Raw genomic sequence first — 24,108 nt, 5'->3', positions numbered from 1 at the left:
GGGATTGACGATGAGAACAAATCATGTCCAAAATGGACCAAATTCTATCCGGCCGATTAGCGCGGACTCATGTTTCGAGCAGACTTGGGTCCGGATCGGCGGCAAATGCGAACGAACAAAAGGTGAATGGCGCCGGATTGACGACATAAGGGCGCCGGGACGGATCGAGGACAAGCGGGAGGGGTGGCATAATGGAATATTCGGCATTCATGCGGACGCGGGCGTTGCCGTTCGCCGGCTTCGGGACCGGGCTGGACGTCCCGCACGCCAGCGAACGCGTGCTGTTCGTCGGGCCGCAGGCCGATGCGCCCGATTGCGACCGGGTCGATGGCGTGTGCCTGGCGGCGGCGGTCCCGGCCCCGCGCGCCGCGGGGCATATTCGCGACATGGCGCTGGTCGACATCGTCTGGCTGGCGGCGGCGGAAACGATCGAGCCCGAAATGCTTGCCGATCTCTGCACGGCGGCGATGGCAAAAGGCTGCCACTTGATCTGCGAAACGTCGCTCGTTGCGCTCGACCGGGTGGCGGCGGCGATTCCCGATGATATGCGCGTCGAATGGCTCGTCGATGCCGACGGCACCGATCGGCTTGTGGCGCTGGCCGCGGCGCAGCAAGCCTATCGGCAGACAGTCCACGAAGACTCGCGCGATCCCGCGATGGAGCGGATCGATCGTTTGCAGGAAGAGGTGGCGCGAATCGCACGTCTGCTCGGCGACCTGGCGGGGCAACGCGGCGGACTTCCCGGAACGCCGCCGTCCGGTTTTGCGCTTCGCGCGGAGGATTATGCCAATTATCCGCCGCAGGTTCGCGCGCCGGCGCGCGACTATGCCGCGACGCCGCGCAGTTTCGTCCCCGAAGAGCGCACCATCGACCGGCAGCGCGCAAAGGTGGTGCGACGGATGCTGCGCCAGCGGCGGATGCGCGAGCAATATTTTTCCGCCGACCTGTTCGCCGACCCGGCGTGGGACATGCTGCTCGACCTGTATGCCGCGCGGCTGGAGCGCCAGCCGGTGTCGGTGTCGAGCCTGTGTATCGCCGCCGCAGTTCCCGCGACAACCGCGCTACGCTGGATCAAGACGATGACCGACGCGGGCCTGTTCGTGCGCGAAGCAGACCCGCTTGATGGCCGCCGTATCTTTATCGGCCTCGCCGAAGCTGCGGTTGATGCGCTTGCGCGCTATTTCGAGGCGCTGGAGGAATAGGGCAGGTCTGCTTAGGGGGGGGAAGCTGACATAAAGATCCTCCCTGTCGCGCAGCGATGGGGAGGGGGACCGCCGCGAAGCGGTGGTGGAGGGGCCGTGGCGTCATAGCCCCTCCGTCAGCCGCCTGCGGCGACTGCCACCTCCCCATGCCGGCGGCACAGGGAGGATATTATGCCCGCAACTGGTCGTTTCCAGACATTCCAGATCCCCGGCGAAAGCCGGGGTACAGTGCGTCGTAAAACTGCCGTTGCCTGTTGGTGCTTGGGCCCCGGCTTTCGCCAGGGAACGGCTCTTATCGGCCGAAAGCAGCCCTGCTATTCTTCGCTCCGGATCAGGATCATCTCGCCGATCAGCGCGAAAAGGATGAACGGCCCCCATGCCGCGAGGAAGGGCGAATAAGCGCCCAAGTCGCCCATCGCGAGCGCGAAATTATCGGCGACGAAATAGGCGAAGCCAAGCCCCATCCCCAGGATCGCGCGGACGAACAGCTTGCCCGACCGTGCAAGGCCAAAGGCCGCGACCGCGCCGAGCAGCGGCATCAAAATCGCCGACAGCGGCCCCGAAATCTTGTGCCAGAGCACGCCCTTCAGCGCGTCAACCGGGCGTCCTGCGGCCTCGAGGTCCGCGATTGCCGCCTTGAGCTGGAGGAAAGGCAGTTCGTCGCCATCGACTTGAGCCAGCGTAAACTGGTCAGGGCGCACACCCTTCGCCGCGATGACCGTGCCGAGGGGTTCGAGCGTGCCCGAACGGCGGTGGAAACGCTTGGCGCCCGTCATTTCCCAGCCGCCATCGACGGCGCGCGCGCTGTCGGCCGACAGCACTGACGACAGGACGCCCCCGGTCCGTTCGTAAATCGTGATCTTATTCAGCCTCACCGTATCGCCGCCGGTTTCGACGGTGCCAGCATTGATCAAATCGTCGCCGGCACGCACCCAGATGTTCGCGCGAACGCCATTATCTTTGGGAACCTGCGCATATTCGACCTTTTGCCAGGCGCCGAGCGCCGAGGTCGATCGCGTGACGATACGTTCGTTGAAGACGAAACTGATCCCGGCCACGAGCAATGCGGCGAGGAACAGCGGTGCGAGCACCTGATGCGCCGACATTCCCGACGCCTTCATCGCGATCACTTCGCTATTCTGGTTCAGCGTGATCAGCGTCAGGATCGTCCCGAGCAAAACCGAAAAAGGCAGAAAGGTCTCGATGATCTGCGGCAGCCGCAGCCCGACATAGCGCCACACATCGCTGTCGCTATTGCCCGCGACCGCGAGGATCTTGCCGCTCTCGCCAAGCAGATCGAGCGTCTGGAGGATCAGCACCAGCGCGAACAGGATCGCAAAACTGCGGACAAGAAACAGCCGCCCGACATAGAGCGCCATCGTGCGCGACGGGAAAAAATGAAGTTGATGCATCAGGCGATCTGCTGCTTGCGCTGGAAAATCTTGGCGAGCCCGCGGATTTTCTGCCCCGCCTTGGTCGCGACGCGCTCCAGCGCGCCGATCGGCTGGCCGCCGGGCACATGCGCGACGGTATAATACATCCAGATCGCAAGCCCCGCGAACAGCAGGAAAGGCACCCATAGCGCGATCAGCGGGTCGATCGTCCCGCGCGCGCCCAGATCCTCGGCATATTGGTTGATCTTGTGCTGCGTCACCAGCAGCACGATCGACAGGAACACGCCCAGCGACGATGTTGATCGCTTGGGCGGGATGGCGAGCGCGATTGCGATCAGCGGGATCAGGAACATCGACATCACTTCGACGATGCGGAAGTGGAAATTCGCGCGCAATGCCAATCTTGTGTCGGGCGATTCGCTCTGGTCCTTGCCGGCAACAAACAGCTCGGGAATCGTCATTTCGCGATCGGCGCCGCCGCGGGTGCGGAAGGCTTCGATCTTGGGCAGCGGGATTGGCAGGTCGTGATTGTCGAAGGTCAGCACGCGGGGCACCGCGAATTTCGGCGATTCGTGGATCAGCACGCCCTGCGACAGGCGCAGGATAATCGTATTGGGGTCGTCGGTCGCCAGAAATTGTCCGCGCGCTGCGGTCGCCGATACGCGCTGGCCATCCTTATTGTCGCCGCGCACGAAAATGCCACGCAGGCTGCGCCCGTCATTGTAGCTTTCCTCGATCCGCAGCGTCATGCGGTCGCCCAATTTGGTGAATTCGCCGACCTTGATCGACGCGCCGAGCGCCCCCGATCGCAGTTCGAACTGCAGTCCTTCATAGGCATATCGGGCATAGGGCTGGATGAAGCCGACAATCGCCAGGTTGAGCGCCGCGAGCGCGATCGCATAAGCGAAGGGCACGCGCAGCAAGCGGCCAAAGCTCATCCCCACGCCCTTCAGCACGTCGAGTTCGCTCGACGTCGCAAGCTTGCGAAAGGCAAGGAGGATGCCCAGCATCAGCCCGATCGGTATGCCGAGCGAGAGATATTCGGGGATCAGATTGGCAAGCATCCGCCACACGACGCTGACGGGGCCGCCTTCGGTTGCGACGAAGTCGAACAGCCGCAGCATTTTTTCGAGCACGAGCAGCATCGCCGACAGGACGAGCGTGCCGACCATGGGGAAAAAGATGAGCCGCGCAATGTAGCGGTCGATGGCAGGAAGCTTAATCAATCTTTGGTCGCCCCATCACCATGATTTGGCCGCAAATGGTTCCGATATGCCGTTTCAGGGCGACAGGGATCCATATCAGCGTGGCTGAGATGGCTATAACCACTGGGAGCTAGTGCGTCATGTCGAAATTTGTATCGACGTCACTTTGTGTTCTTCTGCTGGCGGTCGCAGGACCGGCCAGTGCCGAAGGGCAGGTCTTGTCGAACGATCTGTCGAAGTGCCAGAGGGGACCGTCGACTTTGGTTCAGATCAGCGGCCTCAAGGCCGGAACGGGCAAGGTGCGCGTGCAAAGCTATCGCGCAACCCCGTCGGATTGGCTGGCCAAGGGACGCTGGATCAGCCGGATCGAGGTGCCCGCGCGCGCCGGTTCGATGACTGTTTGCGTGCCGCTGCCTGCGGCCGGGACATACGGCATTGCCGTGCGCCATGACGTCAACGGCAATGGCAAGACCGATTTGTCTGCGGATGGCGGCGGTATGTCGAACAACCCCAGCATCAATATCTTCAATCTTGGCAAGCCGAGTTACAAGAAGACCGCTTTTGAGGTCGGCAACGCGCCGAAGACGATCTCCATCACCATGAAATATATGTAAGGCAGGGATGGCCAGCGTCGCACTTCTTTCCAATCCCCATTCCACGGGAAACCGCGCTCTGCTGCCGCAGGTGCGCGAATATTGCGCCGCGCATCCCGATATTTTTCATTATGAGGTCGAGGATGTCGACCAGATCGGTGAGGCTATCCGCACCATCGCGATGGTGTCGCCGCGCGTCGTCGTGATCAACGGTGGCGACGGCACCGTTCAGGCGGCGTTGACCGAGCTTTATTCGGGCGGCTATTTTGGCGGTTCGCCGCCGCCGGTCGCAGTGTTGCCGAACGGCAAGACCAATTTGATCGCGCTCGACCTCGGCGCGGTCGGCGACCCGATCAAGGCGTTGAAGCGCGTCGTCGAACTCGTCGAATCGGACCAGCTCGAAGATCATGTGATCGAGCGTCAGCTGATCTCGCTCGACAGCGGCGGCGAAGCCCGGCCGGTGCTCGGCATGTTCCTCGGCGGGGCCTATCTTGCCGACGTCATGCTCTATTGCCGCAACCGCATTTATCCGCTCGGCCTGCCCAACGGGTTGTCGCATTTTCTGGCCGCGGTGCTCGGGCTGTTCGCGATCATCTTTGGCATCGGCGGCGGACGCCTGCCGCCCAAGCCCGAACCGATGACCGTGTCGCTGATCCGGCAAGGCGTGCTCAAGGGCAAATTTTCGCTTCTGATCGTCACCACGCTGGAAAAGCTGCTGCTCAGCATCCGCACCAGCGACGGCGGCGGCACGAACGGCCATATGAAGTTGCTCGCGACCGACAGCAACGTCGGTGCGGTTTTTCGCATGCTCAGCGCGACCTGGCGCGGAACGCTGGGGCAGAATCAGCTCGACGGCGTTCATTTCCAACAAGGCGACGAAATCCGCATCGAAGGTGAACGCTCGAACGTCATCCTCGACGGCGAGATTTTCCAGGCGACGAACGGCATGCCGATCATCCTCACCTCGACGCAGCCGGTTCCGTTCCTGCGCCTCGCTGCCTGAGGTTCCGCACGATGTCTGAACTCCTTGACCTGGTCCGTGCCGAATTATCGACTCCGGTCGATCCGCGCGTCGCTGCGATGGCGCAGGCGATCGCCGCGCAATATCCGGGCAGCGCGCGTGCCGTGCTTTTCTATGGCAGCTGCCTGCGCGAGATCCAGCTCGATGGGCTGATGCTCGATTTCTACCTGATCGTCTCCGATTATGGCGACGCCTATCCCAGGCATTGGATGGCGGTGGCCAACCGGCTGATCCCCCCCAATGTCTTTCCTTTCCAGCACAATGGCTTGATCGCAAAATATGCGGTGCTGAGCGAAGGCGATTTTCACCGGCTGTGCGGCCCCGAGACGCGCAATGTGTCGGTGTGGGCGCGTTTCGCGCAGCCGTCGCGGCTCGTGTGGGCGGTTGACGATACCGCGCGCGATCGCGCGGTCGCGGCTGTCGCGCGTGCCGCGCCGACCTTGCTCGCGGCGGCAGGAGCGGTCGACGGCGAGGCGCCGCTCGACTGGTGGCGGCGTGCTTTTTCCCTCACATATTCGGTCGAATTGCGCGCCGAGCGGACCGGACGCGCGCAATCGGTGGTCGACGCCGACGCTGATCGTTACCAACGCTTTAGCGGACCCGCGATGGCGGCCATTCCCGCCGGTGCGCCGAGCGGCAGCTGGTGGCGTCGGCGGATGGAGGGCAAGGCGCTCAGCATCGCCCGGCTCGCGAAGGCCAGCCTGACCTACGCTGGCGGCATTGATTATCTGGCATGGAAGATCAATCGCCACGCGGGAACGAAGATAGAGATCAAGCCGTGGCAGCGCCGCTGGCCGCTGGTCGCCGCGTTGACTCTGGTGCCGCGGCTGATGCGTAGCGGGGCGATCCGCTAACCCGCGGTCCGTGCGGTTTCCGCCGACCGCGGCTCACCATTGCGACGAATGGCCTGGTCGAGCGCGGCGAGAGTGAAGGGTTTGCGCAGCACATCATGGTCGCCGAAACTGGCGACCTCGCTCGCGTCGCCGGCATAGCCGGTGACGAACAGCACCGACACCTCGGGCCATGTCTCTTTCAGCTGCGCCACCATTTCGGGGCCGGTCAGCTCGGGCATCAGCACATCGCTCAATATCAGGTCAAATCCGCCATGCTCCTTGACGAGCCCCTCTGCATCGAGCGGATTGCCGCAGGCAACCGCATGATGGCCGAGTTCGCTCACCGCATCGACCGTGGCGGCGAGAACGCGCTGATCATCCTCGACAACGAGGATATTCAACCGGTGGACGGGGTGGCCGTGATGCACCGCTTTCTCGTCGGGATCGTCCTGGCTTGCGATCGCCTGCTCGGGCTGCGCGACGGGAAGCATCATCGCGACGCTGGTGCCTTCGCCTTCGGTCGAATGAATTTGCACCTCTCCGTCCGACTGGCGACAAAAGGCGAAGACCTGGCTCATGCCCAGGCCCGTCCCCTGACCCGCAGGCTTGGTGGTGTAAAAGGGGTCGAAAACGCGCTCGAGCACCTCCGCTGACATGCCGCAGCCCGTGTCGATCACCTGCACCGCCAGCGCTGCGGTGTCCTCGGTTTCATCGACCAGCGTGCGAATGGTCAGCGCCCCATGGCCCTCCATCGCGTCGCGCGCATTAACGGCGAGGTTCAATAGCGCATTTTCAAACTGCCGCCGGTCGAGCCAGCAGGCAAGGCCGGGGGCGCCAAGGTCGAGGGTCAGCGCGATGCGATCGCCGATCGTCCGTTCGACCAGTTCGGCGAAGCCGGTGATACAGTCGTCGACGACGGTCATTTCGGGCCGCGCCGGTTCGGATCGCGCAAAGGTCAAGAGGCGCCGGGTCAGATCGGCGGCGCGATTGGCGCCGTCGAGTGCATTGTTCAGATGCCGTTCGGCCTTTTCGGGCGTGCCGGACAGGAAGCGCTGCGCCAGCTCGATGCCGCCGACGACGACAGCGAGCATATTGTTGAAGTCGTGCGCGATACCGCCGGTCAATTGGCCGACCGCCTCCATCTTCTGCGCCTGACGCAACTGCGCCTGGGCCTCCTCGCGTTCGCTCATTTCGCTGCGCAGCGCGCTATTCGCCTCGGCAAGCTCGGTCGTGCGGGCGTCGACCGCCGCTTCGAGCTGCATTGCGCGGTCGCTTTCAGCGATCTGCTCGCGCCGCGCGAGCCGGCGATCGGCCTCGGACCGGACGAAGGAGAAGGTCGCGCCGATCGCAAAGATTGCGGCGGCCGCGCCGAGTAGCGAAAAGAGCAGGAGATATTGATTGAGGTTCGTGCGGTCGGCGGTCGTGACGCGGTTGCGTTCGCGCAGCAATTCGCGCTCGTTGTTGCTGATCTGGGTCAACAGCTTGTCGATGCGGGTCAGGCCCTCGTCATGCCCGGCGGCATGATATTTCGAGATGGCGGCGACGGTCTGATGGTAATTGGCGCTGAGCGCGGCGTCGCCCAGCTGCGCACCGCGACGGTCCATTTCGCGCGCCAGTTCGGTGACCAGGGCCGACTGTTTCGGATTGTCACGGACGTTGCGTTGCAACAGGGCCAGATATTGCCGCGACCGACCCCATTGCTGTTCGAAGACGCGGCCGTCCTCCTTTTGCAGCCCGACCGCAAAACGCCCGAGCGCGGCTTCGGCGCGCGCCAGCGCGGCGTCGAGCGAGCGCGTCTGCGAAATGACCTCGAGGCTCTGTCGCTGCCAGCCGAGCGAGCGGTCGTAATTGTCGTTGGCGCGGGAGAGCAGCAGGACGAGCGCCACGACGACCCCCGTCAAAATGGTGGCGACGCCGATCGTCAGCCAGAAGCGCAACCGCTCCCGCCGATCCTCATTTTCGCTATCGCCATCCCTCTCGAACACGCGCCCTTCTTACCGGACAAGCGCCGTGTCGCAAAGCGACGAAGGCTCGGGCGGTCGCAGCGCGACGCAATTCGGCGCAAAAAAGAATCCGCTGGTCGGCTGGATGCGTCGGCTCAGCCGATAATCCCGATGCGTTTGCCCGCGCGTTCGAACCGGCCGAGGATCTCGCCGACCTGTTCGGTCGTGTGTTCGGCGCACAACGAGCAGCGCAGCAGGGTCATGCCGGCGGGGGTTGCGGGCGGGCGGGCGAGGTTGACGTACAGCCCCTCTTCGAGCAGCGCTTCCCACATCATTGCGCCCTGTTCGAGGTCGGGCATGATCACCGCGATGATCGCCGACTGCGGCTCGTCGGTGCCAAGCGTGAAGCCGAGGTCGCGCAGTCCCTTGTGCAGCAGCTTCGAATTTTCCCACAGATGCGCGCGCTTGTTCGACCCGTGCATCAGCTTGCGGATGCTCGTCGCCGCGGTCGCAACGACGCTGGGGGGCAGCGAGGCGGTGAACACATAGGGACGGCAGACGAGCCGCAGGATTTCGAACTTCGGATGGTTCGACACGCAGAAACCGCCGACGGTGCCGACGCTCTTGCTGAACGTGCCGATCACGAAATCGACGTCGTCCAATACGCCCTGCGCCTCGGCGACGCCGCGGCCATGTTCGCCGATGAAGCCCATCGAATGCGCCTCGTCGACCAGCACCATCGCGCCGGCTTCCTTCGAGACGCGGATCATTTCCTTCAGCGGTGCGACGTCGCCGAGCATCGAATAGACGCCTTCGAGCACGACCAGCTTGCCGGCTTCGGCGGGCAGGCGCTTCAGGCGCTTTTCGAGCGCTTCGACGTCATTGTGGCGGAAGGCGACGATTTCGGCATTGCCCATCGCGCAGCCGTCATAGATTGACGCATGGCTGTCGATGTCGAGGATGACATAGTCGCCCTTGCCGGCGATCGTGCTGATGATGCCCAGGTTCGCCTGGTATCCGGTCGAAAACACCATGGCATGGTCCATGGCGTAAAATTCCTTCAGCGCCTCTTCGCATTCCTTATGGCCCTGATAGGTGCCGTTGAGGACGCGGCTGCCGGTCGTGCCGGCGCCGAATTTGTCGAGCGCATCCTTGCCCGCCGCGATGACATCCTCGTCGAAGGTCATGCCCATATAATTATAGGTGCCGAGCAGGATCGTCTCGCGCCCGTTGCAGATGGCGACGGTCGGCGAGACCACCTTTTCCATCACCAGATTATAGGGATCGGTGACCCCGGTCGCGAGCAGCGTTTCGCGCTGCTGGATCAGCGGATCGAATTTGGAAAAAAGGTCGGTCATCGTGGTTCTTCCATGTTCCCCGGCGAAAGCCGGGGCCCAGATGGGTTGTGCAAGGTTGCATGGGACCCCGGCTTTTGCCGGGGGAACAATTTTCCTAGCCCTGCAATTTCTCGACAGCGGCGACCAGCTGGCCGACGGTTTCGATTTCGGCCTGCATGTTCATGCTGATGATGATGTCGAACGTGTCTTCCACCTCGGCGACGAAATCCATCACCGTCAGGCTGTCCCATTCGAGGTCGCCGGCAAAGGTCGTCGCATCGGTCAGTTCGACGCCCTTTTTGTTGAAGGGGCCGATCAGGCCAAAAATCTGGTCGCGCAGGGCGGTGCTCATAGGATGCGTCCCATAAAGGAATAAAGTTGCGCGCGGGCATGCCGCGCCATCTCCCGATTGGCAAGCGAATGCGGCGGGAACAGGGCAGCATCTTGCCGCAATCGGTCGGACGTGCCATCGCTGGGCATAAAGCAGGGGGACGGGCTTATGGACGCGGAACGCGACGACACGCAGGCGGCAGCACGACCGGCGATCTCCTTTCCGCCCAATGCGGTCCATCTGGTGCGAACCAACCAGCAATTGACCATGCAGCTGTCGCAAATGGCCGACCAGAAAGCGTCGATCCTGATGGGCGCAACCTTCGTCGTCTTCACGCTGGCGGTGGGGCAGGCGCGCGCCGGGGCAGGGGCGCTCGCGATGCCGCTGACGATCCTCGCGACCTTTTCCTTCCTGTCGGCGCTGCTTGCAGTGTCCGCCGTGCTGCCGCGCGTCGGCAAGGCGCCGCCGGTGGTTTACAAGGATGGCAAGGATCACAGCAATATCCTCTTCTTCGGCCGCTTTTCGCAGATGGACGAGGATGAGTTTATCGACGCGGTGAAGGCGCGGTTGCGGAACGAGGAAGATTTGTACGAAACGATGCTGCGCGACACCTATCAAAATGGCATCGTCCTCGCGCGGCGCAAATATCGCTATCTTGCCTATGCCTATCGCCTGTTCGTCGTCGGTCTGACGCTGACCTTTCTGGGTTTTGCGTATGAGATGGTGATGCTCTGGACGGGTTAGACGCTTCGTCATTGCGAGGAGTGTAGCGACGCGGCAATCTCCAGCAGGAAGCCTCACGCTGCGTCGATGGCTGGAGATTGCTTCGCTCCGCTCGCAATGACGGATGCCGGCCGAGGCTGTTGCCTTTATGCCACCCCGCCCCCCTCAAAAACCGTGAGGATGCGGCAACGGGATTGAAGCATCATCCCCGCGCGCCTATTCGGGCCGGCTATGTTGCATCAGGCCACCCCTTTGACCGAGCATCGTCCGCAGGGTCTGGGCGCGGAATTCCGCGCAACGCTGGCGCTCGCAGTGCCGCTGGCGGCGGCGAATCTGTTGCAGATGCTCGTTCATGCGATCGACGTTATCTTCGTCGCGCGGCTCGGCGACGCGTCGCTCGCGGCGGCGTCGCTGGGCGTTGCGATCTTCGGACTGCTGGTCTGGACCGGCGCCGGGCTCGTCGGCGCGTCGGCGCCGCTGATCGCCGCCGAACTTGGACGGCGTAAACATGCGGTGCGCGAAGTGCGGCGCACCGTGCGCATGGCGCTGTGGCTCAGCGCGCTGGTCGCGCTCATCTTCATGGGCGTCTGCGCAGCGGGCGGGCCGATCATGCGCGCGACCGGGCAGGCGCCCGAAACTACCGAGCATGCGGCCAGCTTCCTGCTGATCCTTATGTGGGGTATGTTCCCGATGATCGCGGCCAGCGTGCTGCGTGTCTTCGTCTCGGCGCTCGGTCGGCCGACGATCGCGACCGCGATCACCTTCCTGGCGCTGGGCGTCAACGCGCTCGGCAACTGGACTTTGGTCTTCGGCAATCTCGGTATGCCCGCGCTCGGCCTTCATGGCTCGGCGCTGTCGAGCGTGATCACCAGCTGCATGATGTTGATCGCCTATGTCGTCATCATCCAGTCCGACCGGCGGCTGCGCCGCTATCATCTGTTCGGCAATTGGTGGCGCACCGAATGGTCGCGCTTTTTCGAGATGCTGCGCATTGGGGCGCCGATCAGCCTCACGATTCTCGCCGAGGCCGGACTGTTCACCGGCGCGGCTTTCCTGATGGGCCGGATCGGCGAGACCGAGCTTGCCGGGCATACGATCGCGCTTCAGGTCGCGGCGCTCGCTTTCCAGATTCCGTTCGGGGTGGCACAGGCGGCGACGATCCGTGTCGGCCTCGCCTATGGCGCGCGCGACCATCGCGGCATCGCGCTGGCGGGCCATGCGTCGCTGGCGCTCGGCATCGGTTTCATGGGGGTGACCGCGCTCAGTATGTGGCTGTTCCCCTCGCTCGTCCTGTCGATCTATGTCGATGTCGATGCGGCGCGCAACGCGGCGCTGGTTGGCTTTGCGATGCAGTTTCTGGTGGTCGCGGCGGCTTTCCAGCTCTTCGACGGCGCACAGGCGGTGGCGGCGGGCGTGCTGCGTGGCCTGCAGGACACGCGTACCCCGATGATCATCGCGATCTGCGGTTACTGGATCGCGGGCTATGGCACCGCCATCTACCTCGGTTTCTGGACGCCGCTTGCGGGTGTCGGCGTGTGGATTGGTCTCGCCGTCGGGCTGGTTGTGGTTGCGGCTCTGTTGCTTATGCGCTGGCGGATGCGGGCGCGGCTGGGGTTGCTTCCTTCAGCCGTTGCTGGCTGAACTGTGTAGCAAGCTGGTTCGCCTCGAGCGTCATCTGCTTCAATTGTTTGAGTGACAACACACGCAGCGGCGTTTCTGGATAGCTTGCGTTTTGAAAACCTAGCCAATGTTCGATGGCGTTGATCTCGTCATATTGAACAATGATCGTCAATGCGGCGTGGACGACATCGGCCCGCACCTTGTTCAACTCGCCGATTGCTTTCACGCGATCATCGAGTTTTGCGGGCTGGCAAAAACGATCGCGAGCTGCCGTAAGATGTTTCAGCTTGTGAGAAAATGGTGCGCGTGGCGCGGCTTTGAATTCAAGGCGAATCAGATATTCGGTCACGGCACCTTCGAGCCGAGCGAATGCGTCGATAAACCGGCCGCGAAGCATCTGCCCTTCGATCCAAAGTGTATGTGGATCGAGCCCGGTTGCGCCCTTGATAGCTGTGATTTCGCACCCCATCTTGCCGCCGTACCGCGCTATCGAAAATTTTCCCTTAATCGGGTTGACGCTTCCGGGACCCCTACCCATATGGCCGACTGTTAGCACTCGCGACCCGTGAGTGCTAAAGCATATCTATTGCACCATTTGGAGGGATATCCATGCAATTTCGTCCGCTGCACGACCGAGTGCTCGTCCGCCGTATCGAAGCCGAAGAAAAGACGGCCGGCGGCATCATCATCCCCGACACCGCCAAGGAAAAGCCGCAGGAAGGCGAAGTCGTCTCTGTGGGCGAAGGCATCCGTGACGAAGACGGCGATCGCATCCCGCTCGACGTCAAGGCGGGCGACCGCATCCTGTTCGGCAAATGGTCGGGCACCGAAGTCAAGGTCGATGGCGAAGAGCTGTTGATCATGAAGGAATCGGACATTCTGGGCATCCTCGCCTGAACCGTCCCCGCGTCCCTTCCGGACGCGATTTCTTAAATGAAGTTGCGCAGTTTTCTGCGCATTCGAAAGGAAACAGCACATGGCTGCGAAAGACGTAAAATTTGGCCGCGACGCGCGTGAGCGCATTCTGCGCGGCGTCGACATCCTCGCCGATGCGGTGAAGGTTACCCTCGGTCCCAAGGGCCGCAATGTCGTCATCGACAAGAGCTTTGGCGCTCCCCGTATCACCAAGGACGGCGTCACCGTCGCCAAGGAAATCGAACTCAAGGACAAGTTCGAAAATATGGGCGCGCAGATGCTGCGCGAAGTCGCCAGCAAGGCGAATGACGCGGCCGGCGACGGCACGACCACCGCGACCGTTCTCGCTCAGGCAATCGTGCGCGAAGGCATGAAGTCGGTTGCTGCCGGCATGAACCCGATGGACCTGAAGCGCGGCATCGACCTCGCGGTCACCAAGGTTGTCGAAACGATCAAGGCACAGTCGAAGCCGGTTTCGGGCACGGCTGAAATCGCACAGGTCGGCATCATCTCGGCCAATGGCGACAAGGAAGTCGGTGACAAGATCGCCGAAGCCATGGAAAAGGTCGGCAAGGAAGGCGTGATCACCGTCGAGGAAGCCAAGGGCCTCGATTTCGAACTCGATGTCGTCGAAGGCATGCAGTTCGACCGTGGCTATCTGAGCCCCTATTTCATCACCAACCCGGAAAAGATGCTCGTCGAGCTGGCTGATCCGTACATCCTGATCTTCGAAAAGAAGCTCTCGAACCTCCAGGCGATGCTGCCGATCCTCGAAGCGGTTGTTCAGTCGGGCCGTCCGCTCCTGATCATCGCCGAAGACATTGAAGGCGAAGCGCTCGCAACGCTCGTCGTCAACCGTCTGCGTGGCGGCCTGAAGGTCGCTGCCGTCAAGGCACCGGGCTTCGGCGATCGTCGCAAGGCGATGCTGCAGGATATCGCCATCCTGACGGCCGGTGAAATGATCAGCGAAGACCTGGGCATCAAGCTCGAAACCGTCACGCTGAACATGCTGGGCCAGGCCAAGCGCGTTACGATCGACAAGGACAACACGACGATCGTCGATGGTGCCGGCAATGCCGACACGATCAAGGGTCGCGTCGAACAGATCCGTGCGCAGATCGAAACGACGACCAGCGACTATGACAAGGAAAAGCTGCAGGAACGTCTGGCGAAGCTCGCTGGCGGTGTTGCCGTGATCAAGGTCGGCGGCGCTTCGGAAGTCGAAGTGAAGGAACGCAAGGATCGCGTCGACGACGCTCTCCACGCAACCCGCGCTGCGGTTGAAGAAGGCATCGTCCCCGGCGGCGGTACCGCGCTTCTCTATGCCACCAAGGCATTGGACGGCATGGCCGGCGTCAACGAAGACCAGACCCGCGGCATCGACATCATCCGTCGCGCGCTTCAGGCTCCGGTTCGCCAGATCGCTGAAAACGCGGGCTTCGACGGCGCCGTGGTTGCCGGTAAGCTGTTCGACCAGAATGACGCCAACTTCGGCTTCAACGCCTCGACCGATGTCTATGAAGACCTCGTCAAGGCAGGCGTGATCGACCCGACCAAGGTCGTTCGCACTGCGTTGCAGGATGCCGCCTCGGTTGCTGGTCTGCTGATCACCACCGAAGCCGGCATTGCCGACAGCCCCGATGACAAGCCCGCAATGGGCGGTGGCATGGGCGGCGGCGGCATGGGCGGCATGGGCGGCATGGACTTCTAAGTCCGGCCACCAAGCCACCCAGCTTCGGCTGACAAAGAAGGGGCCGGGGGAGCAATCCTCCGGCCCTTTTCTTTGGCTGGCCCACAATCTGCGTCGCCCCGGACTTGATCCGATGTGACGAAGGAGAGACATTGCCAGTTCACCTTGGTCCGCATAGCAAGGCGGCGATGACATTGTTCCTTGCCATGGCCTTTGCCATCGCGGCCCCATCCGCCGCGACCGAGCCGACCACCCCCGCGGCGGTGTCGCGCTGCGGCTACCGCATCGTCGAAACTTATCCGCACGACCGGAATAGCTTCACCCAGGGTCTCTTCTGGGACGACGGGCATCTTTACGAAGGCACCGGTCAGTACGGCCGCTCGCGGGTCGCGCGGCTCGACCTCAAGACCGGCAAGGCCCTCGCGCAGACTCCGTTGCCTTCCGACCAGTTCGGTGAGGGCATCGTCCGCTGGCGCGACCAGATCATCGGCGTCACCTGGCAGGGCGGCGTCGGCCATCGCTGGCGGATCAAGGATCTGAAGCCCGCCGGCAGTTTTCGTTATGATGGCGAGGGCTGGGGCGTCACGCTGCACGGCGACGAACTCGTCCTCAGCGACGGGACGCCCGAACTGCGCTTCTTCGATCCCGCGACGATGAAAGAGCAAAGGCGCGTGACGGTCAGCATCGGCGGTCGGCCGCTGCCGATGCTCAACGAGTTGGAGGCGATCGACGGCGAAATCTGGGCCAATGTCTGGATGACCGAACTCATCGTGCGGATCGATCCCGACAGCGGCGCGGTCCGCGGTGTCGTCGACCTGTCAGGTCTGAAACAGGCGACGGGCGCGACCGGTCATGACGCTGTGCTCAACGGCATCGCATGGGATGCCAAAAAGAAGCGCCTGTTCGTCACGGGAAAATATTGGCCGAACCTGTACGAGATTGCGCTGGCCGACTGCCGCTAGGTCGTCGCGCCGAGCGCCGCCGCCATCCGCGCTGCCGCGGCATCATAGACATGCGTTCGCAGTCCCAGCGTGACTTCGGCGGGTGCGCGGTCGGGATGGCCGCTGGTGAAGGGCGGGGCGGGATTATATTCGATCGCGAGCTGGATCGCCTGTGCGACTGTGTCGCCCTTGAGCCGCGCGACCAGCGTCAGCGCAAAGTCGAGGCCCGACGTGACTCCGCCGCAGGTGACGATCTTTCCATCCTCGACGACGCGCGCCTTTGTCGGCTCGGCGCCGACCAGCGGCAGCAAATGGGTATAGCCCCAATGTGTCGTGGCGCGCTTGCCGTCCAGCAGCCCGGCGCGCCCGAGCAGGAAGGCGCCGGTACACACGCTCGTTACCCACTGCGCGCCTGCGGCTTGCTGCGTGATGAAATCGATCGTCGCGTCGTCGCCCAGTGCGTCGGCGACGCCATGGCCTCCAGGAATGCACAAGATGTCGGCGGGCGGGCAGGAGGCGAAGTCGTGCGTCGGCAGGATTGAAAAGCCGCTGTCGGTCGCGATCGGATCGAGGCTCGCCGCCGCGCCGGCAAGCTCGGCGCCCGGCATTCGGCTCAGTGCCTGCGCGGGGGCGGTGAAATCAAGTTGGGTGATGCCCGGGAAGAGCAGGAAAGTGATCCGCGTCGATTTGGCGTCCTGCATGAAATTATTGTCCCGTCTTCTTGTTGTCGGCTGTGCCGGTCTCGGATGCGGGCACGTTGTCGCGGCTTTCGAGCATCGCGGCGGCATCGTCGAGCGCCTTGGCTTCGCTGACGGTCACCCCGCCGGGGCCGGGTTCGTTGTCGGTACGGCTGCATCCCGCAACCAGTGTCAGCGCTATGGTGGCAGCGATGGCGGCGGTGATTTTGGGGCTGAGCATGATCCTGCCTTCCACGAAAAAGGGCTCCATTCACGAAGAATGGAGCCCTTCTCACACTATGCCAAGGGCATGGCTACGACTTACTTCTTGTCGTTCGCTTCGGCCTTCTTGGTTTCTTCGGCAATCTTGTCCCCGGCGGTCGAGGCGGCGTCGCCGGCAGCTTTCACCGTGCCTTCGATGGCATTGCCGGCGTCCTTGGCGGCGCCTTCGACAACAGCGCCCGCATCCTTGGCGGCGTCGGCGGTTGCATCGGCGGCTTCGGCCGCACCTGCGGCAGCTGCATCACCGGCAGCGGCAGCGTCGTCAGCGACGGCTGCACCGGCTTCTGCGGTTTCGTCCTGAGCCTTTTCCGAACAGGCGGTGAGGCTGAAGGCCGCGGCAGCCATCGAGGCGATAATGAATTTGCGCATGAAAATTCCTTTCGAGAACCCCGGTGGCCGACACCGGCCACGCTGTGCCAAGGACTAGCCCCGGACGGGAGGCTTGGCAACCGGGCACCGCGGCCTGGGTTTCGCGCGCAAGGAAAAGGGGCCGCCGACGAACGTCGACGACCCCCTTTATCTTTCAGCCGAAGTGGCTGAAAAGAAGCTTACTTCTTAGCTTCTTCCAGCGCGCCCTTGGCGGCGTCAGCAGCTTCCTTGGCAGCGCCAGCCGCTTCGGTTGCCTTGTCGGCAGCCGTTGCGGCGGCATCCGCGCCGCCAGCAGCCGCAGCAGCGCCGGCATCGGCAGCAGCTGCGCCTGCAGTAGCTGCAGCGTCGGCAGCGCCTTCAGCGGCCTGCATCGCGCCATCAGCAGCACCTTCGACCGACGCAGCGGCGTCTTCGGTGGTCGCAGCCGCGTCGTCGGCCTTCTTTTCTGCGCAAGCAGCGAGGCCCATCGAGGCGGCCAGGACGAGCGACAGAGTGATTGATTTCTTCATTTGGGTATACCCCTCTCGGATTGAACTGATCGACCGGCATTTCGGATACGAACTTCGATCCGGCGAGGTGCCAATCGCCCTCAGAGCTACAATTTCGCTAGAATCAGCGCAATGTCCTTTTTTCCTGTCGCTGGCACGGTTCGTCGCAATAAGGGAATGACGGTGCCGCAAGCGGCGGAATTGGCGGCCCGGCATCGGTTGACCGGATATAAAGAAACCTTTATATGTACCCCCATGACCGAGCTGCTCGACATTTTTCGCGCCCTGGCGGACCCGACGCGATTGCGGATCGTCGCCTTGCTGCGCGAGATGGAACTGGCAATCGGCGAACTCGCGGTCGTTCTGGGCCAGAGCCAGCCGCGCGTATCGCGCCACGTCCGCATCCTTGTCGATGCCGCTATCGTCGAACGCCGCCGCGAGGGAAGCTGGGTCTTTCTGCGCGTCGCGCAGGGCGGTCCGGTCGGCGATATTGTCGCGCGGGCGGAAAGCTGGGCTTTTTCGCCGCGCGAGGAGCGGGTGATCGCGCATGACGCACGACGCCTGGCCGCAGTCCGTATCGAGCGCGCGGCATCGGCCGAACGCTATTTTGCCGAACATGCCCCCGAATGGGATGCGATCCGGTCGCGCCATGTCGCCGAAAGCGAAGTCGAGGCGGCGATGCTGGCGATGATGCACAACCGCCGGCTTGGCCATTTGCTCGACATTGGCACCGGAACGGGACGGATGGCGGAAATTTTCGCGCCGACCGCACGCTGCATCACCGCGCTCGACCGCAGCCCCGAAATGTTGCGCATCGCGCGCTCGAAGCTCGCCGACCAAACGGTACCGATCGACCTGATCCAGGGTGATTTCCTGAATCTGCCAATGGACGACGCCAGCATCGACAGCATCATCATTCATCAGGCGCTGCATTTCGCGCACGAACCTGACCGGGTGATCGCCGAGGCGAGCCGGGTGTTGCGCGGCGGTGGCCATTTGCTCGTCGTCGATTTTGCACCACATGAGGATGAGGATTTGCGCGCGCTCGCCGCGCATACCCGCCTCGGCTTTTCGGATGCGCAGATCCGCGGCTGGTTCGCTTCGGCGGGACTGCTGCTTGAAACCACTCAGGCGCTGGAAGGCGGAAAGCTGGCGGTGAAGCTATGGCTCGGCCGCCGCCGCAGCGATGATGATCAACCACCGATCGCCCGCGAAGGCGACGGACAACGCAAAAGGCTTGCGACATGACCATGAATTTAAACTCGCTGGCCGAGGCGCGCCGCGCCGCGGCCTCGCCGCTCTTCGCCGATCTGGCTGGCGATATCGGTGCCAGCTTCGAATTTTTCCCGCCCAAGACGGAAAAGATGGAAGCGCAGCTGTGGGACACGTTCCGTACGCTCGAACCGCTGGCGCCGCGCTTCGTCTCGGTCACCTATGGCGCGGGCGGATCGACGCGCGAGCGCACCCATGCGACCGTCGCGCGGATCGCCGCCGAAAGCAACGTCCCGCCCGCCGCGCATCTGACCTGCGTCGAGGCCTCGCGCGGCGAAATTGATGACGTCGCCCGCGCCTATTGGGACGCAGGGGTGCGCCATATCGTCGCGTTGCGCGGCGACATGCCCGGCGGCGCGCCCTATCAGCCGCATCCCGACGGCTATGCCAATGCGATCGAACTCGTTGCGGGGCTGAAGAAAATCGCGGCATTCGATATTTCGGTCGCCGCCTATCCCGAAGTGCATCCCGATTCCGATTGCGTGCAATCCGACCTCGACAATCTGAAACGCAAGATGGACGCGGGCGCAAACCGCGCGATCACCCAATTTTTCTTCGCGCCCGAGAGTTTCCTGCGCTTCCGCGACGCCGCGGCGGCCGCAGGCATCGACGCGCCGATCATCCCCGGCATTTTGCCCGTGTCGAACGTGTCGCAGACGCGCCGTATGGCCGATATGTGCGGGACGGTGATCCCGGCGTGGATGGTGTCGCTGTTCGACGGGCTCGACGATCACCCCGCCGCGCGCCAGCTCGTCTCGGCGACGATTGCTGCGGAAATGTGCCGCCGCCTCTATGCGGGCGGGGTCCGCGATTTCCATTTCTACACCCTCAACCGGGCCGAGCTCAGCTATGCCATCTGCCACTTGCTGGGGATGCGGCCGGTTCAGCCCGCAGCGGAGAAAGCAGCATGATTGGCGCACGCGAAGCCCTGTTGGAAGCGGCAAAGAGCCGCATCCTGCTCACCGACGGTGGCTGGGGCACCCAGATTCAGGATCGCAAGCTGGTCGAGGCTGATTATGCCGGCAACCTCGGTCTGACCCACGATCAGAAGGGCAATAACGACATTCTCGCGCTGACCCGCCCCGACGTCGTCTCGGCGATCGGCGAGGCTTATCTAGCCGCCGGTTCGGACATCGTCTCGACCAACACCTTCAGCGCCAACCGCATTAGCCAGGCCGATTATGGGGCCGAGCATCTGGTCGCCGACATCAACCATGAAAGCGCGCGCCTCGGCCGCGAGGCGGCGGATAAATATGAGGCGATCGACGGCCGCCGCCGCTTCATCGCGGGTGCGGTCGGGCCGACGAACAAGACGCTGTCGCTGTCGCCCGACGTCAACAACCCGGGTTATCGCGAGATCGATTTCGACGAGCTGAAGGCCGTCTATCTTGATCAGGTCGTGGCCTTGGCCGAGGGCGGCGCCGACTTCATCCTGATCGAGACGATCTTCGACACGCTGAACGCCAAGGCGGGGATCGCCGCGGTGCTCGAGGCCGAGGCCAAGGTCGGGCGCGAACTGCCGCTGATGATCTCGATGACGCTCACCGACCTGTCTGGCCGCAATCTGTCGGGGCACACGGTCGAGGCCTTCTGGTATGCGGTCCGCCACGCGCGCCCGCTCACCATCGGGCTCAACTGCTCGTTCGGCGCTGCGCAGCTGCGCCCGCACGTCCGCGTCCTCTCCGACCTCGCCGATACGCTGGTGATGGTCTATCCCAACGCCGGTCTGCCCAACGAACTGGGCGAATATGACGAGATGCCCGACACCACTGCGGGCCTCGTCCGCGAATGGGCCGACCATGGTCAGGTCAATATTCTCGGCGGCTGCTGCGGTTCGACCCCGGCCCATATCGCCGCGATGGCCAAGGCGGTTCAAGGCCTCGCGCCGCGACAGATTCCCGATGTCCCCGTCCGCACGCGCTTGGCGGGGCTTGAACCCTTCACCATGGCGGCGTGATGCGATGACCGCGACCATATCCTGGCGGATACGGGAGGCCGGGGAGGGCGATGCCCCCGCGCTCGCGCTGGTCGGCGCGGCGACTTTCCTCGAAACTTTCGCTGCTATTCTCGACGGCGATGCGATCGTCGCCCATTGCGCCGTCCAGCATAATGACGCGGCGTACCGCGCCTATTTTGCGGCCGGTGCGCGGGCGTGGATCGCCGAAGCGCAGCCGGGTGGCGCGCCGGTGGGTTTCGCGCTGATCGGCGCGCCCGACCTTGCGGTGGCGCGCGACGGCGATATCGAACTCAAGCGCATCTACTCGCTCTCGCGTTTTCACGGGAGCGGGATGGGCGCGGCGCTGATGGAGCAGGCGGTCGCCGCCGCCAGCGATCATCGCCGGCTGCTGCTCGGCGTCTATGCCCATAATGTCCGCGCGCTCGCCTTCTACCGCAAACAGGGCTTCGCCGACATCGGAACCCGCCAATTCAACGTCGGTGGCAAGCTCTACGACGATCTCGTTCTCGCCCGCCCCCTCGCCGCCTAATGTTTCGTTTCAGGATTTTTTGATGACCGCCTCGAATAGCTCCGCCACTTTCGTCAATATCGGCGAGCGCACCAACGTCACCGGATCGGCCGCGTTCAAGAAGCTGATCATGGCCGACGACTATGCTGCGGCGGTCGAGGTCGCGCGCCAGCAGGTCGAAAATGGCGCGCAGGTGATCGACGTCAACATGGACGAAGGCCTGCTCGACGCCGAATATGCGATGACAACCTTCCTGAAGCTGATCGCCGCCGAGCCCGATATCGCGCGCGTGCCGGTGATGATCGACAGCTCGAAGTGGAGCGTGATCGAGGCGGGACTGAAATGCGTTCCCGGCAAACCGATCGTCAATTCGATCAGCATGAAGGAAGGCGAGGAGCCCTTCCTCGAGCATGCGCGCAAATGCATGGCCTATGGCGCCGCGGTCGTTGTGATGGCGTTCGACGAGGTCGGGCAGGCCGACACGATGGACCGCAAGATCGAGATTTGCGAGCGCGCCTATAGGTTGCTCACCGGCATCGGCTTCCCGCCCGAAGACATCATCTTCGACCCCAATGTCTTCGCGATCGCGACGGGGCTTGAGGAACATGATAATTATGCGATCGATTTTATCGAAGCGGTGAAGATCATCCGCGTGCGCTGCCCGCACGTCCATTTTTCGGGCGGACTGTCGAACCTGTCCTTCGGCTTCCGCGGCAATGAGACCGTGCGTCGTGCGATGCACAGCGTCTTCCTCTATTATGCGATCCCGGCCGGGCTCGACATGGCGATCGTCAACGCGGGGCAACTCGACGTCTATGACACGATCGACCCCGAATTGCGGCAGGCGGTCGAAGATGTCGTGCTCAATCGCAAGGTCGAGGGCGAGGCAGAAAGCCCGACCGAACGGCTGATCGCGCTCGCCGAACGTTATAAGGGCAGCAACCCCGCGCAGGAAAAGGCCGCCGAGGAATGGCGCGGCTGGCCGGTCGAAAAGCGGCTCGAACATGCGTTGGTCAAGGGCATCGACGCGCATGTCGTCGCTGATACCGAGGAAATGCGCCTGCTGATGCCGCGCCCGATCGAGGTAATCGAAGGGCCGCTGATGGACGGAATGAACGTCGTCGGCGATCTGTTCGGATCGGGCAAGATGTTCCTGCCGCAGGTGGTGAAGTCGGCGCGCGTGATGAAGAAGGCGGTGGCGCATCTGCTGCCCTTCATCGAGGCGGCGAAGGAGCCCGGCGCGAAGGGCAAGGGCAAGGTCGTGATGGCGACCGTCAAGGGCGACGTCCACGACATCGGCAAGAATATCGTCGGCGTCGTGCTGCAATGTAATGGCTTCGAGATCGTCGATCTGGGCGTGATGGTGCCTTGGAGCAAGATCCTTGAAGCGGCGAATGAGAATGACGCCGACATGATCGGCCTGTCAGGCCTGATCACCCCCTCGCTCGACGAGATGGTGACGGTGGCCGAGGAAATGCAGCGCGCGGGGATGACCATGCCGCTGCTGATCGGCGGCGCGACGACGTCGAAGGTCCACACCGCGCTGCGCATCGATCCCGCCTATCGGGGCCCCGTTCTCCATGTGCTTGACGCCAGCCGCGCGGTCGGCGTTGCCACCGCGCTGGTCAGCGACACGGGACGCGATGCCTATGTGAAGGGCTTCAAGGATGATTATGCCCATGTCCGCGACGTGCGCGCGAACAAGGGGCAGAGCGCGCTGATCCCCATTGCCGATGCGCGCGCCAACGGCTTTGCGATCGACGAGCATATCCGGCCGTTCCCGCCCGAAAAGCCCGGTTTGCATGCCTTCGACAATTGGGATCTCGCCGAACTCGTCGAATGGTTTGACTGGACCCCTTTCTTTCGCGCTTGGGAGCTGGCGGGCAATTATCCGGCGATCCTGACCGACGAAGTGGTCGGCGAAAGCGCGTCGAGCCTCTACGCCGATGCGCGCGCGATGCTGGGCACGATCATCGACGAAGGCTGGCTGACCGCGCGCAGCGTTGCCGCGCTCTGGCCGTGTCGCCGCGACGGCGACGATGTGATCATCCATCTGGAAGAGACTGAGGAGCATATCCGTATCCCCTTCCTGCGCCAGCAGATCGCGAAGCGCGAAGGCCGCCCCAATATGTGCCTCGCCGACTTCGTCAGCCCCGACGGCGACTGGATCGGCGGCTTTTCGGTCGCGATCCATGGCATCGAGCCGCATCTGGCGCGCTTCAAGGCGGCGCATGACGATTATAACGACATCCTGCTGAAGGCGCTCGCCGACCGTTTTGCCGAAGCCATGGCCGAACGGCTTCACGCGCATGTCCGCACCGACCTGTGGGGCTATGCGCCCGGCGAGCAGCTGACTCCCGAGGCGATCGTCAAGGAAGAATATCGCGGCATCCGTCCGGCGCCGGGCTATCCCGCCTGTCCCGATCACAGCCTGAAACCGATCCTGTTCGATCTGCTTGACGCGGGGAAACATTCGGGGGCGATCCTGACCGAAAGTTTCGCGATGTTGCCGACGGCAGCGGTGTCGGGTTTCTATTTCGGTCATCCCGATGCGAGCTATTTCGGCGTCGCGCGGGTCGGGCCGGATCAGCTGGCCGACTATGCCGAGCGGCGCGGGGTCGACATCGACACCGCGACGCGCTGGCTGCGCCCGAACCTCGACTAAGTCTGCCCGAAATCGTCACCCTGAACTTGTTGCGGGGTCCATGGTCTGCGCTTTCCATCCGCGCTGCGTCTAACGCGAGGGCCGACCATGGATGCTGAAACAAGTTCGGCATGGCGAGGGTTTTTAACCGGCACACACGCGG

General features: G+C 63.3%; 24 protein-coding genes. 14 read left to right on the top strand and 10 right to left on the bottom strand.

Features of this window, described 5'->3' with window-relative positions:
* Nucleotides 1-191 precede the first annotated feature (191 nt).
* Entirely contained in the window at nt 192-1,202 is a 1,011-nt protein-coding gene (locus tag CDQ91_RS08065; protein WP_174688486.1) for a MarR family winged helix-turn-helix transcriptional regulator, read from the top strand.
* A 314-nt stretch (nt 1,203-1,516) separates the two neighbouring features.
* Here CDQ91_RS08065 and lptG read toward each other — a convergent pair whose 3' ends face one another.
* Both lptG and lptF read right to left on the bottom strand, forming a co-directional pair.
* Nucleotides 1,517-2,614 (bottom strand): LPS export ABC transporter permease LptG, encoded by a 1,098-nt coding sequence (lptG, locus tag CDQ91_RS08060; RefSeq protein WP_088472193.1) that lies wholly within the window; start codon nt 2,612-2,614, stop codon nt 1,517-1,519.
* Nucleotides 2,614-3,768, bottom strand: a complete 1,155-nt coding sequence (gene lptF / locus CDQ91_RS08055) for an LPS export ABC transporter permease LptF (protein WP_237245899.1) — start codon at nt 3,766-3,768, stop codon at nt 2,614-2,616. The genes lptG and lptF overlap by 1 nt, the downstream gene beginning before the upstream one ends.
* Nucleotides 3,769-3,941: 173 nt before the next feature.
* Here lptF and CDQ91_RS08050 point away from each other — a divergent pair, with 173 nt between their 5' ends.
* The 3 genes from CDQ91_RS08050 to CDQ91_RS08040 are packed head-to-tail and all read left to right on the top strand — an operon-like array spanning nt 3,942 to nt 6,269.
* On the top strand, nt 3,942-4,415 hold the full coding sequence (locus CDQ91_RS08050) for a DUF2141 domain-containing protein (RefSeq protein WP_088472191.1): 474 nt from the start codon (nt 3,942-3,944) through the stop codon (nt 4,413-4,415).
* 7 nt (nt 4,416-4,422) lie between these two features.
* Nucleotides 4,423-5,397, top strand: a complete 975-nt coding sequence (locus CDQ91_RS08045; RefSeq protein WP_088472190.1) for a diacylglycerol/lipid kinase family protein — start codon at nt 4,423-4,425, stop codon at nt 5,395-5,397.
* A gap of 11 nt (nt 5,398-5,408) precedes the next feature.
* Complete coding sequence (locus tag CDQ91_RS08040; protein ID WP_088472189.1) at nt 5,409-6,269, top strand: hypothetical protein; 861 nt, start codon at nt 5,409-5,411, stop codon at nt 6,267-6,269.
* Here the strand turns inward: CDQ91_RS08040 and CDQ91_RS08035 are convergent.
* The 3 genes from CDQ91_RS08035 to CDQ91_RS08025 all read right to left on the bottom strand — a co-directional run bounded on the left by CDQ91_RS08035 (nt 6,266) and on the right by CDQ91_RS08025 (nt 9,880).
* On the bottom strand, nt 6,266-8,233 hold the full coding sequence (locus tag CDQ91_RS08035; RefSeq protein ID WP_088472188.1) for an ATP-binding protein: 1,968 nt from the start codon (nt 8,231-8,233) through the stop codon (nt 6,266-6,268). The two genes, CDQ91_RS08040 and CDQ91_RS08035, sit on opposite strands and share 4 nt — an antisense overlap.
* 113 nt (nt 8,234-8,346) lie before the next feature.
* Nucleotides 8,347-9,549: a serine palmitoyltransferase gene (gene spt, locus CDQ91_RS08030; protein ID WP_088472187.1), complete on the bottom strand. Its 1,203-nt coding sequence runs from the start codon at nt 9,547-9,549 to the stop codon at nt 8,347-8,349.
* A 94-nt stretch (nt 9,550-9,643) separates the two neighbouring features.
* Nucleotides 9,644-9,880 carry an acyl carrier protein gene (locus tag CDQ91_RS08025; RefSeq protein WP_088472186.1) on the bottom strand — a complete coding sequence of 79 codons (237 nt, stop codon included), beginning with the start codon at nt 9,878-9,880 and terminating at the stop codon, nt 9,644-9,646.
* Nucleotides 9,881-10,027: 147 nt separating this feature from the next.
* Between CDQ91_RS08025 and CDQ91_RS08020 the strand changes: the two genes are divergently transcribed.
* On the top strand, nt 10,028-10,603 hold the full coding sequence (locus CDQ91_RS08020) for a Pycsar system effector family protein (RefSeq protein WP_088472185.1): 576 nt from the start codon (nt 10,028-10,030) through the stop codon (nt 10,601-10,603).
* A gap of 210 nt (nt 10,604-10,813) precedes the next feature.
* Nucleotides 10,814-12,223 carry an MATE family efflux transporter gene (locus CDQ91_RS08015; protein ID WP_088472184.1) on the top strand — a complete coding sequence of 470 codons (1,410 nt, stop codon included), beginning with the start codon at nt 10,814-10,816 and terminating at the stop codon, nt 12,221-12,223.
* On the opposite strand, the gene CDQ91_RS08010 is transcribed toward CDQ91_RS08015, so the two are convergent.
* Nucleotides 12,165-12,671, bottom strand: coding sequence for a hypothetical protein (locus CDQ91_RS08010; protein ID WP_088472183.1), 507 nt, complete (start codon nt 12,669-12,671; stop codon nt 12,165-12,167). The genes CDQ91_RS08015 and CDQ91_RS08010 overlap by 59 nt on opposite strands.
* A gap of 140 nt (nt 12,672-12,811) precedes the next feature.
* Here CDQ91_RS08010 and groES point away from each other — a divergent pair, with 140 nt between their 5' ends.
* From groES to CDQ91_RS07995, 3 genes are all read left to right on the top strand, one after another.
* Nucleotides 12,812-13,099 carry a co-chaperone GroES gene (groES, locus tag CDQ91_RS08005; RefSeq protein WP_088472182.1) on the top strand — a complete coding sequence of 96 codons (288 nt, stop codon included), beginning with the start codon at nt 12,812-12,814 and terminating at the stop codon, nt 13,097-13,099.
* A gap of 79 nt (nt 13,100-13,178) precedes the next feature.
* Nucleotides 13,179-14,828 (top strand): chaperonin GroEL, encoded by a 1,650-nt coding sequence (groL, locus tag CDQ91_RS08000; protein WP_088472181.1) that lies wholly within the window; start codon nt 13,179-13,181, stop codon nt 14,826-14,828.
* Nucleotides 14,829-14,959: 131 nt separating this feature from the next.
* Nucleotides 14,960-15,769 carry a glutaminyl-peptide cyclotransferase gene (locus CDQ91_RS07995; RefSeq protein WP_237245880.1) on the top strand — a complete coding sequence of 270 codons (810 nt, stop codon included), beginning with the start codon at nt 14,960-14,962 and terminating at the stop codon, nt 15,767-15,769.
* Here the strand turns inward: CDQ91_RS07995 and CDQ91_RS07990 are convergent.
* From CDQ91_RS07990 to CDQ91_RS07975, 4 genes are all read right to left on the bottom strand, one after another.
* Nucleotides 15,766-16,449 carry a DJ-1/PfpI family protein gene (locus tag CDQ91_RS07990; RefSeq protein WP_088472179.1) on the bottom strand — a complete coding sequence of 228 codons (684 nt, stop codon included), beginning with the start codon at nt 16,447-16,449 and terminating at the stop codon, nt 15,766-15,768. The two genes, CDQ91_RS07995 and CDQ91_RS07990, sit on opposite strands and share 4 nt — an antisense overlap.
* 4 nt (nt 16,450-16,453) lie before the next feature.
* Entirely contained in the window at nt 16,454-16,666 is a 213-nt protein-coding gene (locus CDQ91_RS07985; RefSeq protein ID WP_237245879.1) for a hypothetical protein, read from the bottom strand.
* Between the two features lie 80 nt (nt 16,667-16,746).
* Nucleotides 16,747-17,076, bottom strand: a complete 330-nt coding sequence (locus CDQ91_RS07980; RefSeq protein ID WP_088472178.1) for an entericidin EcnAB — start codon at nt 17,074-17,076, stop codon at nt 16,747-16,749.
* 179 nt (nt 17,077-17,255) lie between these two features.
* Nucleotides 17,256-17,585, bottom strand: coding sequence for a hypothetical protein (locus CDQ91_RS07975; protein WP_088472177.1), 330 nt, complete (start codon nt 17,583-17,585; stop codon nt 17,256-17,258).
* Between the two features lie 234 nt (nt 17,586-17,819).
* On the opposite strand from CDQ91_RS07975, the gene CDQ91_RS07970 reads away from it, so the two are divergent.
* From CDQ91_RS07970 to metH, 5 genes are read left to right on the top strand one after another with little or no spacing between them, the layout of a single operon-like run.
* Nucleotides 17,820-18,812, top strand: coding sequence for an ArsR/SmtB family transcription factor (locus CDQ91_RS07970; protein ID WP_088472319.1), 993 nt, complete (start codon nt 17,820-17,822; stop codon nt 18,810-18,812).
* The gene (gene metF / locus CDQ91_RS07965; RefSeq protein WP_088472176.1) at nt 18,809-19,747 is read left to right on the top strand and encodes a methylenetetrahydrofolate reductase; all 939 of its coding nucleotides are present in this window, start codon (nt 18,809-18,811) and stop codon (nt 19,745-19,747) included. The genes CDQ91_RS07970 and metF overlap by 4 nt, the downstream gene beginning before the upstream one ends.
* Complete coding sequence (locus tag CDQ91_RS07960) at nt 19,744-20,793, top strand: homocysteine S-methyltransferase family protein (RefSeq protein ID WP_088472175.1); 1,050 nt, start codon at nt 19,744-19,746, stop codon at nt 20,791-20,793. Before metF ends, CDQ91_RS07960 begins: the two co-directional genes overlap by 4 nt.
* 4 nt (nt 20,794-20,797) lie before the next feature.
* On the top strand, nt 20,798-21,322 hold the full coding sequence (locus tag CDQ91_RS07955; RefSeq protein ID WP_088472174.1) for a GNAT family N-acetyltransferase: 525 nt from the start codon (nt 20,798-20,800) through the stop codon (nt 21,320-21,322).
* A gap of 22 nt (nt 21,323-21,344) precedes the next feature.
* Nucleotides 21,345-23,966, top strand: coding sequence for a methionine synthase (gene metH, locus CDQ91_RS07950; RefSeq protein ID WP_088472173.1), 2,622 nt, complete (start codon nt 21,345-21,347; stop codon nt 23,964-23,966).
* Nucleotides 23,967-24,108 lie beyond the last annotated feature (142 nt).

It is taken from the genome of Sphingopyxis witflariensis, from assembly GCF_002205635.1.
Classification (GTDB): Bacteria; Pseudomonadota; Alphaproteobacteria; order Sphingomonadales; family Sphingomonadaceae; genus Sphingopyxis; species Sphingopyxis witflariensis.
Note: the sequence above shows the minus strand (reverse complement) of the source record. Positions and strands in the feature narration are given on the sequence as shown.

What these genes read in the sequence shown, in the direction of transcription:
- CDQ91_RS07970 (WP_088472319.1), top strand. Translation starts at nt 17,820, where the DNA reads ATGACCGAGCTGCTCGACATTTTTCGCGCCCTGGCGGACCCGACGCGA.
- CDQ91_RS07980 (WP_088472178.1), bottom strand. Translation starts at nt 17,076, where the DNA reads ATGCGCAAATTCATTATCGCCTCGATGGCTGCCGCGGCCTTCAGCCTC.
- CDQ91_RS08010 (WP_088472183.1), bottom strand. Translation starts at nt 12,671, where the DNA reads ATGGGGTGCGAAATCACAGCTATCAAGGGCGCAACCGGGCTCGATCCA.
- groL (WP_088472181.1), top strand. Translation starts at nt 13,179, where the DNA reads ATGGCTGCGAAAGACGTAAAATTTGGCCGCGACGCGCGTGAGCGCATT.
- groES (WP_088472182.1), top strand. Translation starts at nt 12,812, where the DNA reads ATGCAATTTCGTCCGCTGCACGACCGAGTGCTCGTCCGCCGTATCGAA.
- CDQ91_RS08045 (WP_088472190.1), top strand. Translation starts at nt 4,423, where the DNA reads ATGGCCAGCGTCGCACTTCTTTCCAATCCCCATTCCACGGGAAACCGC.
- metF (WP_088472176.1), top strand. Translation starts at nt 18,809, where the DNA reads ATGACCATGAATTTAAACTCGCTGGCCGAGGCGCGCCGCGCCGCGGCC.
- spt (WP_088472187.1), bottom strand. Translation starts at nt 9,549, where the DNA reads ATGACCGACCTTTTTTCCAAATTCGATCCGCTGATCCAGCAGCGCGAA.
- CDQ91_RS08050 (WP_088472191.1), top strand. Translation starts at nt 3,942, where the DNA reads ATGTCGAAATTTGTATCGACGTCACTTTGTGTTCTTCTGCTGGCGGTC.
- lptF (WP_237245899.1), bottom strand. Translation starts at nt 3,768, where the DNA reads ATGGTCGGCACGCTCGTCCTGTCGGCGATGCTGCTCGTGCTCGAAAAA.
- CDQ91_RS07975 (WP_088472177.1), bottom strand. Translation starts at nt 17,585, where the DNA reads ATGAAGAAATCAATCACTCTGTCGCTCGTCCTGGCCGCCTCGATGGGC.
- CDQ91_RS08015 (WP_088472184.1), top strand. Translation starts at nt 10,814, where the DNA reads ATGTTGCATCAGGCCACCCCTTTGACCGAGCATCGTCCGCAGGGTCTG.
- CDQ91_RS07990 (WP_088472179.1), bottom strand. Translation starts at nt 16,449, where the DNA reads ATGCAGGACGCCAAATCGACGCGGATCACTTTCCTGCTCTTCCCGGGC.
- lptG (WP_088472193.1), bottom strand. Translation starts at nt 2,614, where the DNA reads ATGCATCAACTTCATTTTTTCCCGTCGCGCACGATGGCGCTCTATGTC.
- CDQ91_RS08025 (WP_088472186.1), bottom strand. Translation starts at nt 9,880, where the DNA reads ATGAGCACCGCCCTGCGCGACCAGATTTTTGGCCTGATCGGCCCCTTC.
- CDQ91_RS07955 (WP_088472174.1), top strand. Translation starts at nt 20,798, where the DNA reads ATGACCGCGACCATATCCTGGCGGATACGGGAGGCCGGGGAGGGCGAT.
- CDQ91_RS08040 (WP_088472189.1), top strand. Translation starts at nt 5,409, where the DNA reads ATGTCTGAACTCCTTGACCTGGTCCGTGCCGAATTATCGACTCCGGTC.
- CDQ91_RS08020 (WP_088472185.1), top strand. Translation starts at nt 10,028, where the DNA reads ATGGACGCGGAACGCGACGACACGCAGGCGGCAGCACGACCGGCGATC.
- metH (WP_088472173.1), top strand. Translation starts at nt 21,345, where the DNA reads ATGACCGCCTCGAATAGCTCCGCCACTTTCGTCAATATCGGCGAGCGC.
- CDQ91_RS07960 (WP_088472175.1), top strand. Translation starts at nt 19,744, where the DNA reads ATGATTGGCGCACGCGAAGCCCTGTTGGAAGCGGCAAAGAGCCGCATC.
- CDQ91_RS07985 (WP_237245879.1), bottom strand. Translation starts at nt 16,666, where the DNA reads ATGCTCAGCCCCAAAATCACCGCCGCCATCGCTGCCACCATAGCGCTG.
- CDQ91_RS08065 (WP_174688486.1), top strand. Translation starts at nt 192, where the DNA reads ATGGAATATTCGGCATTCATGCGGACGCGGGCGTTGCCGTTCGCCGGC.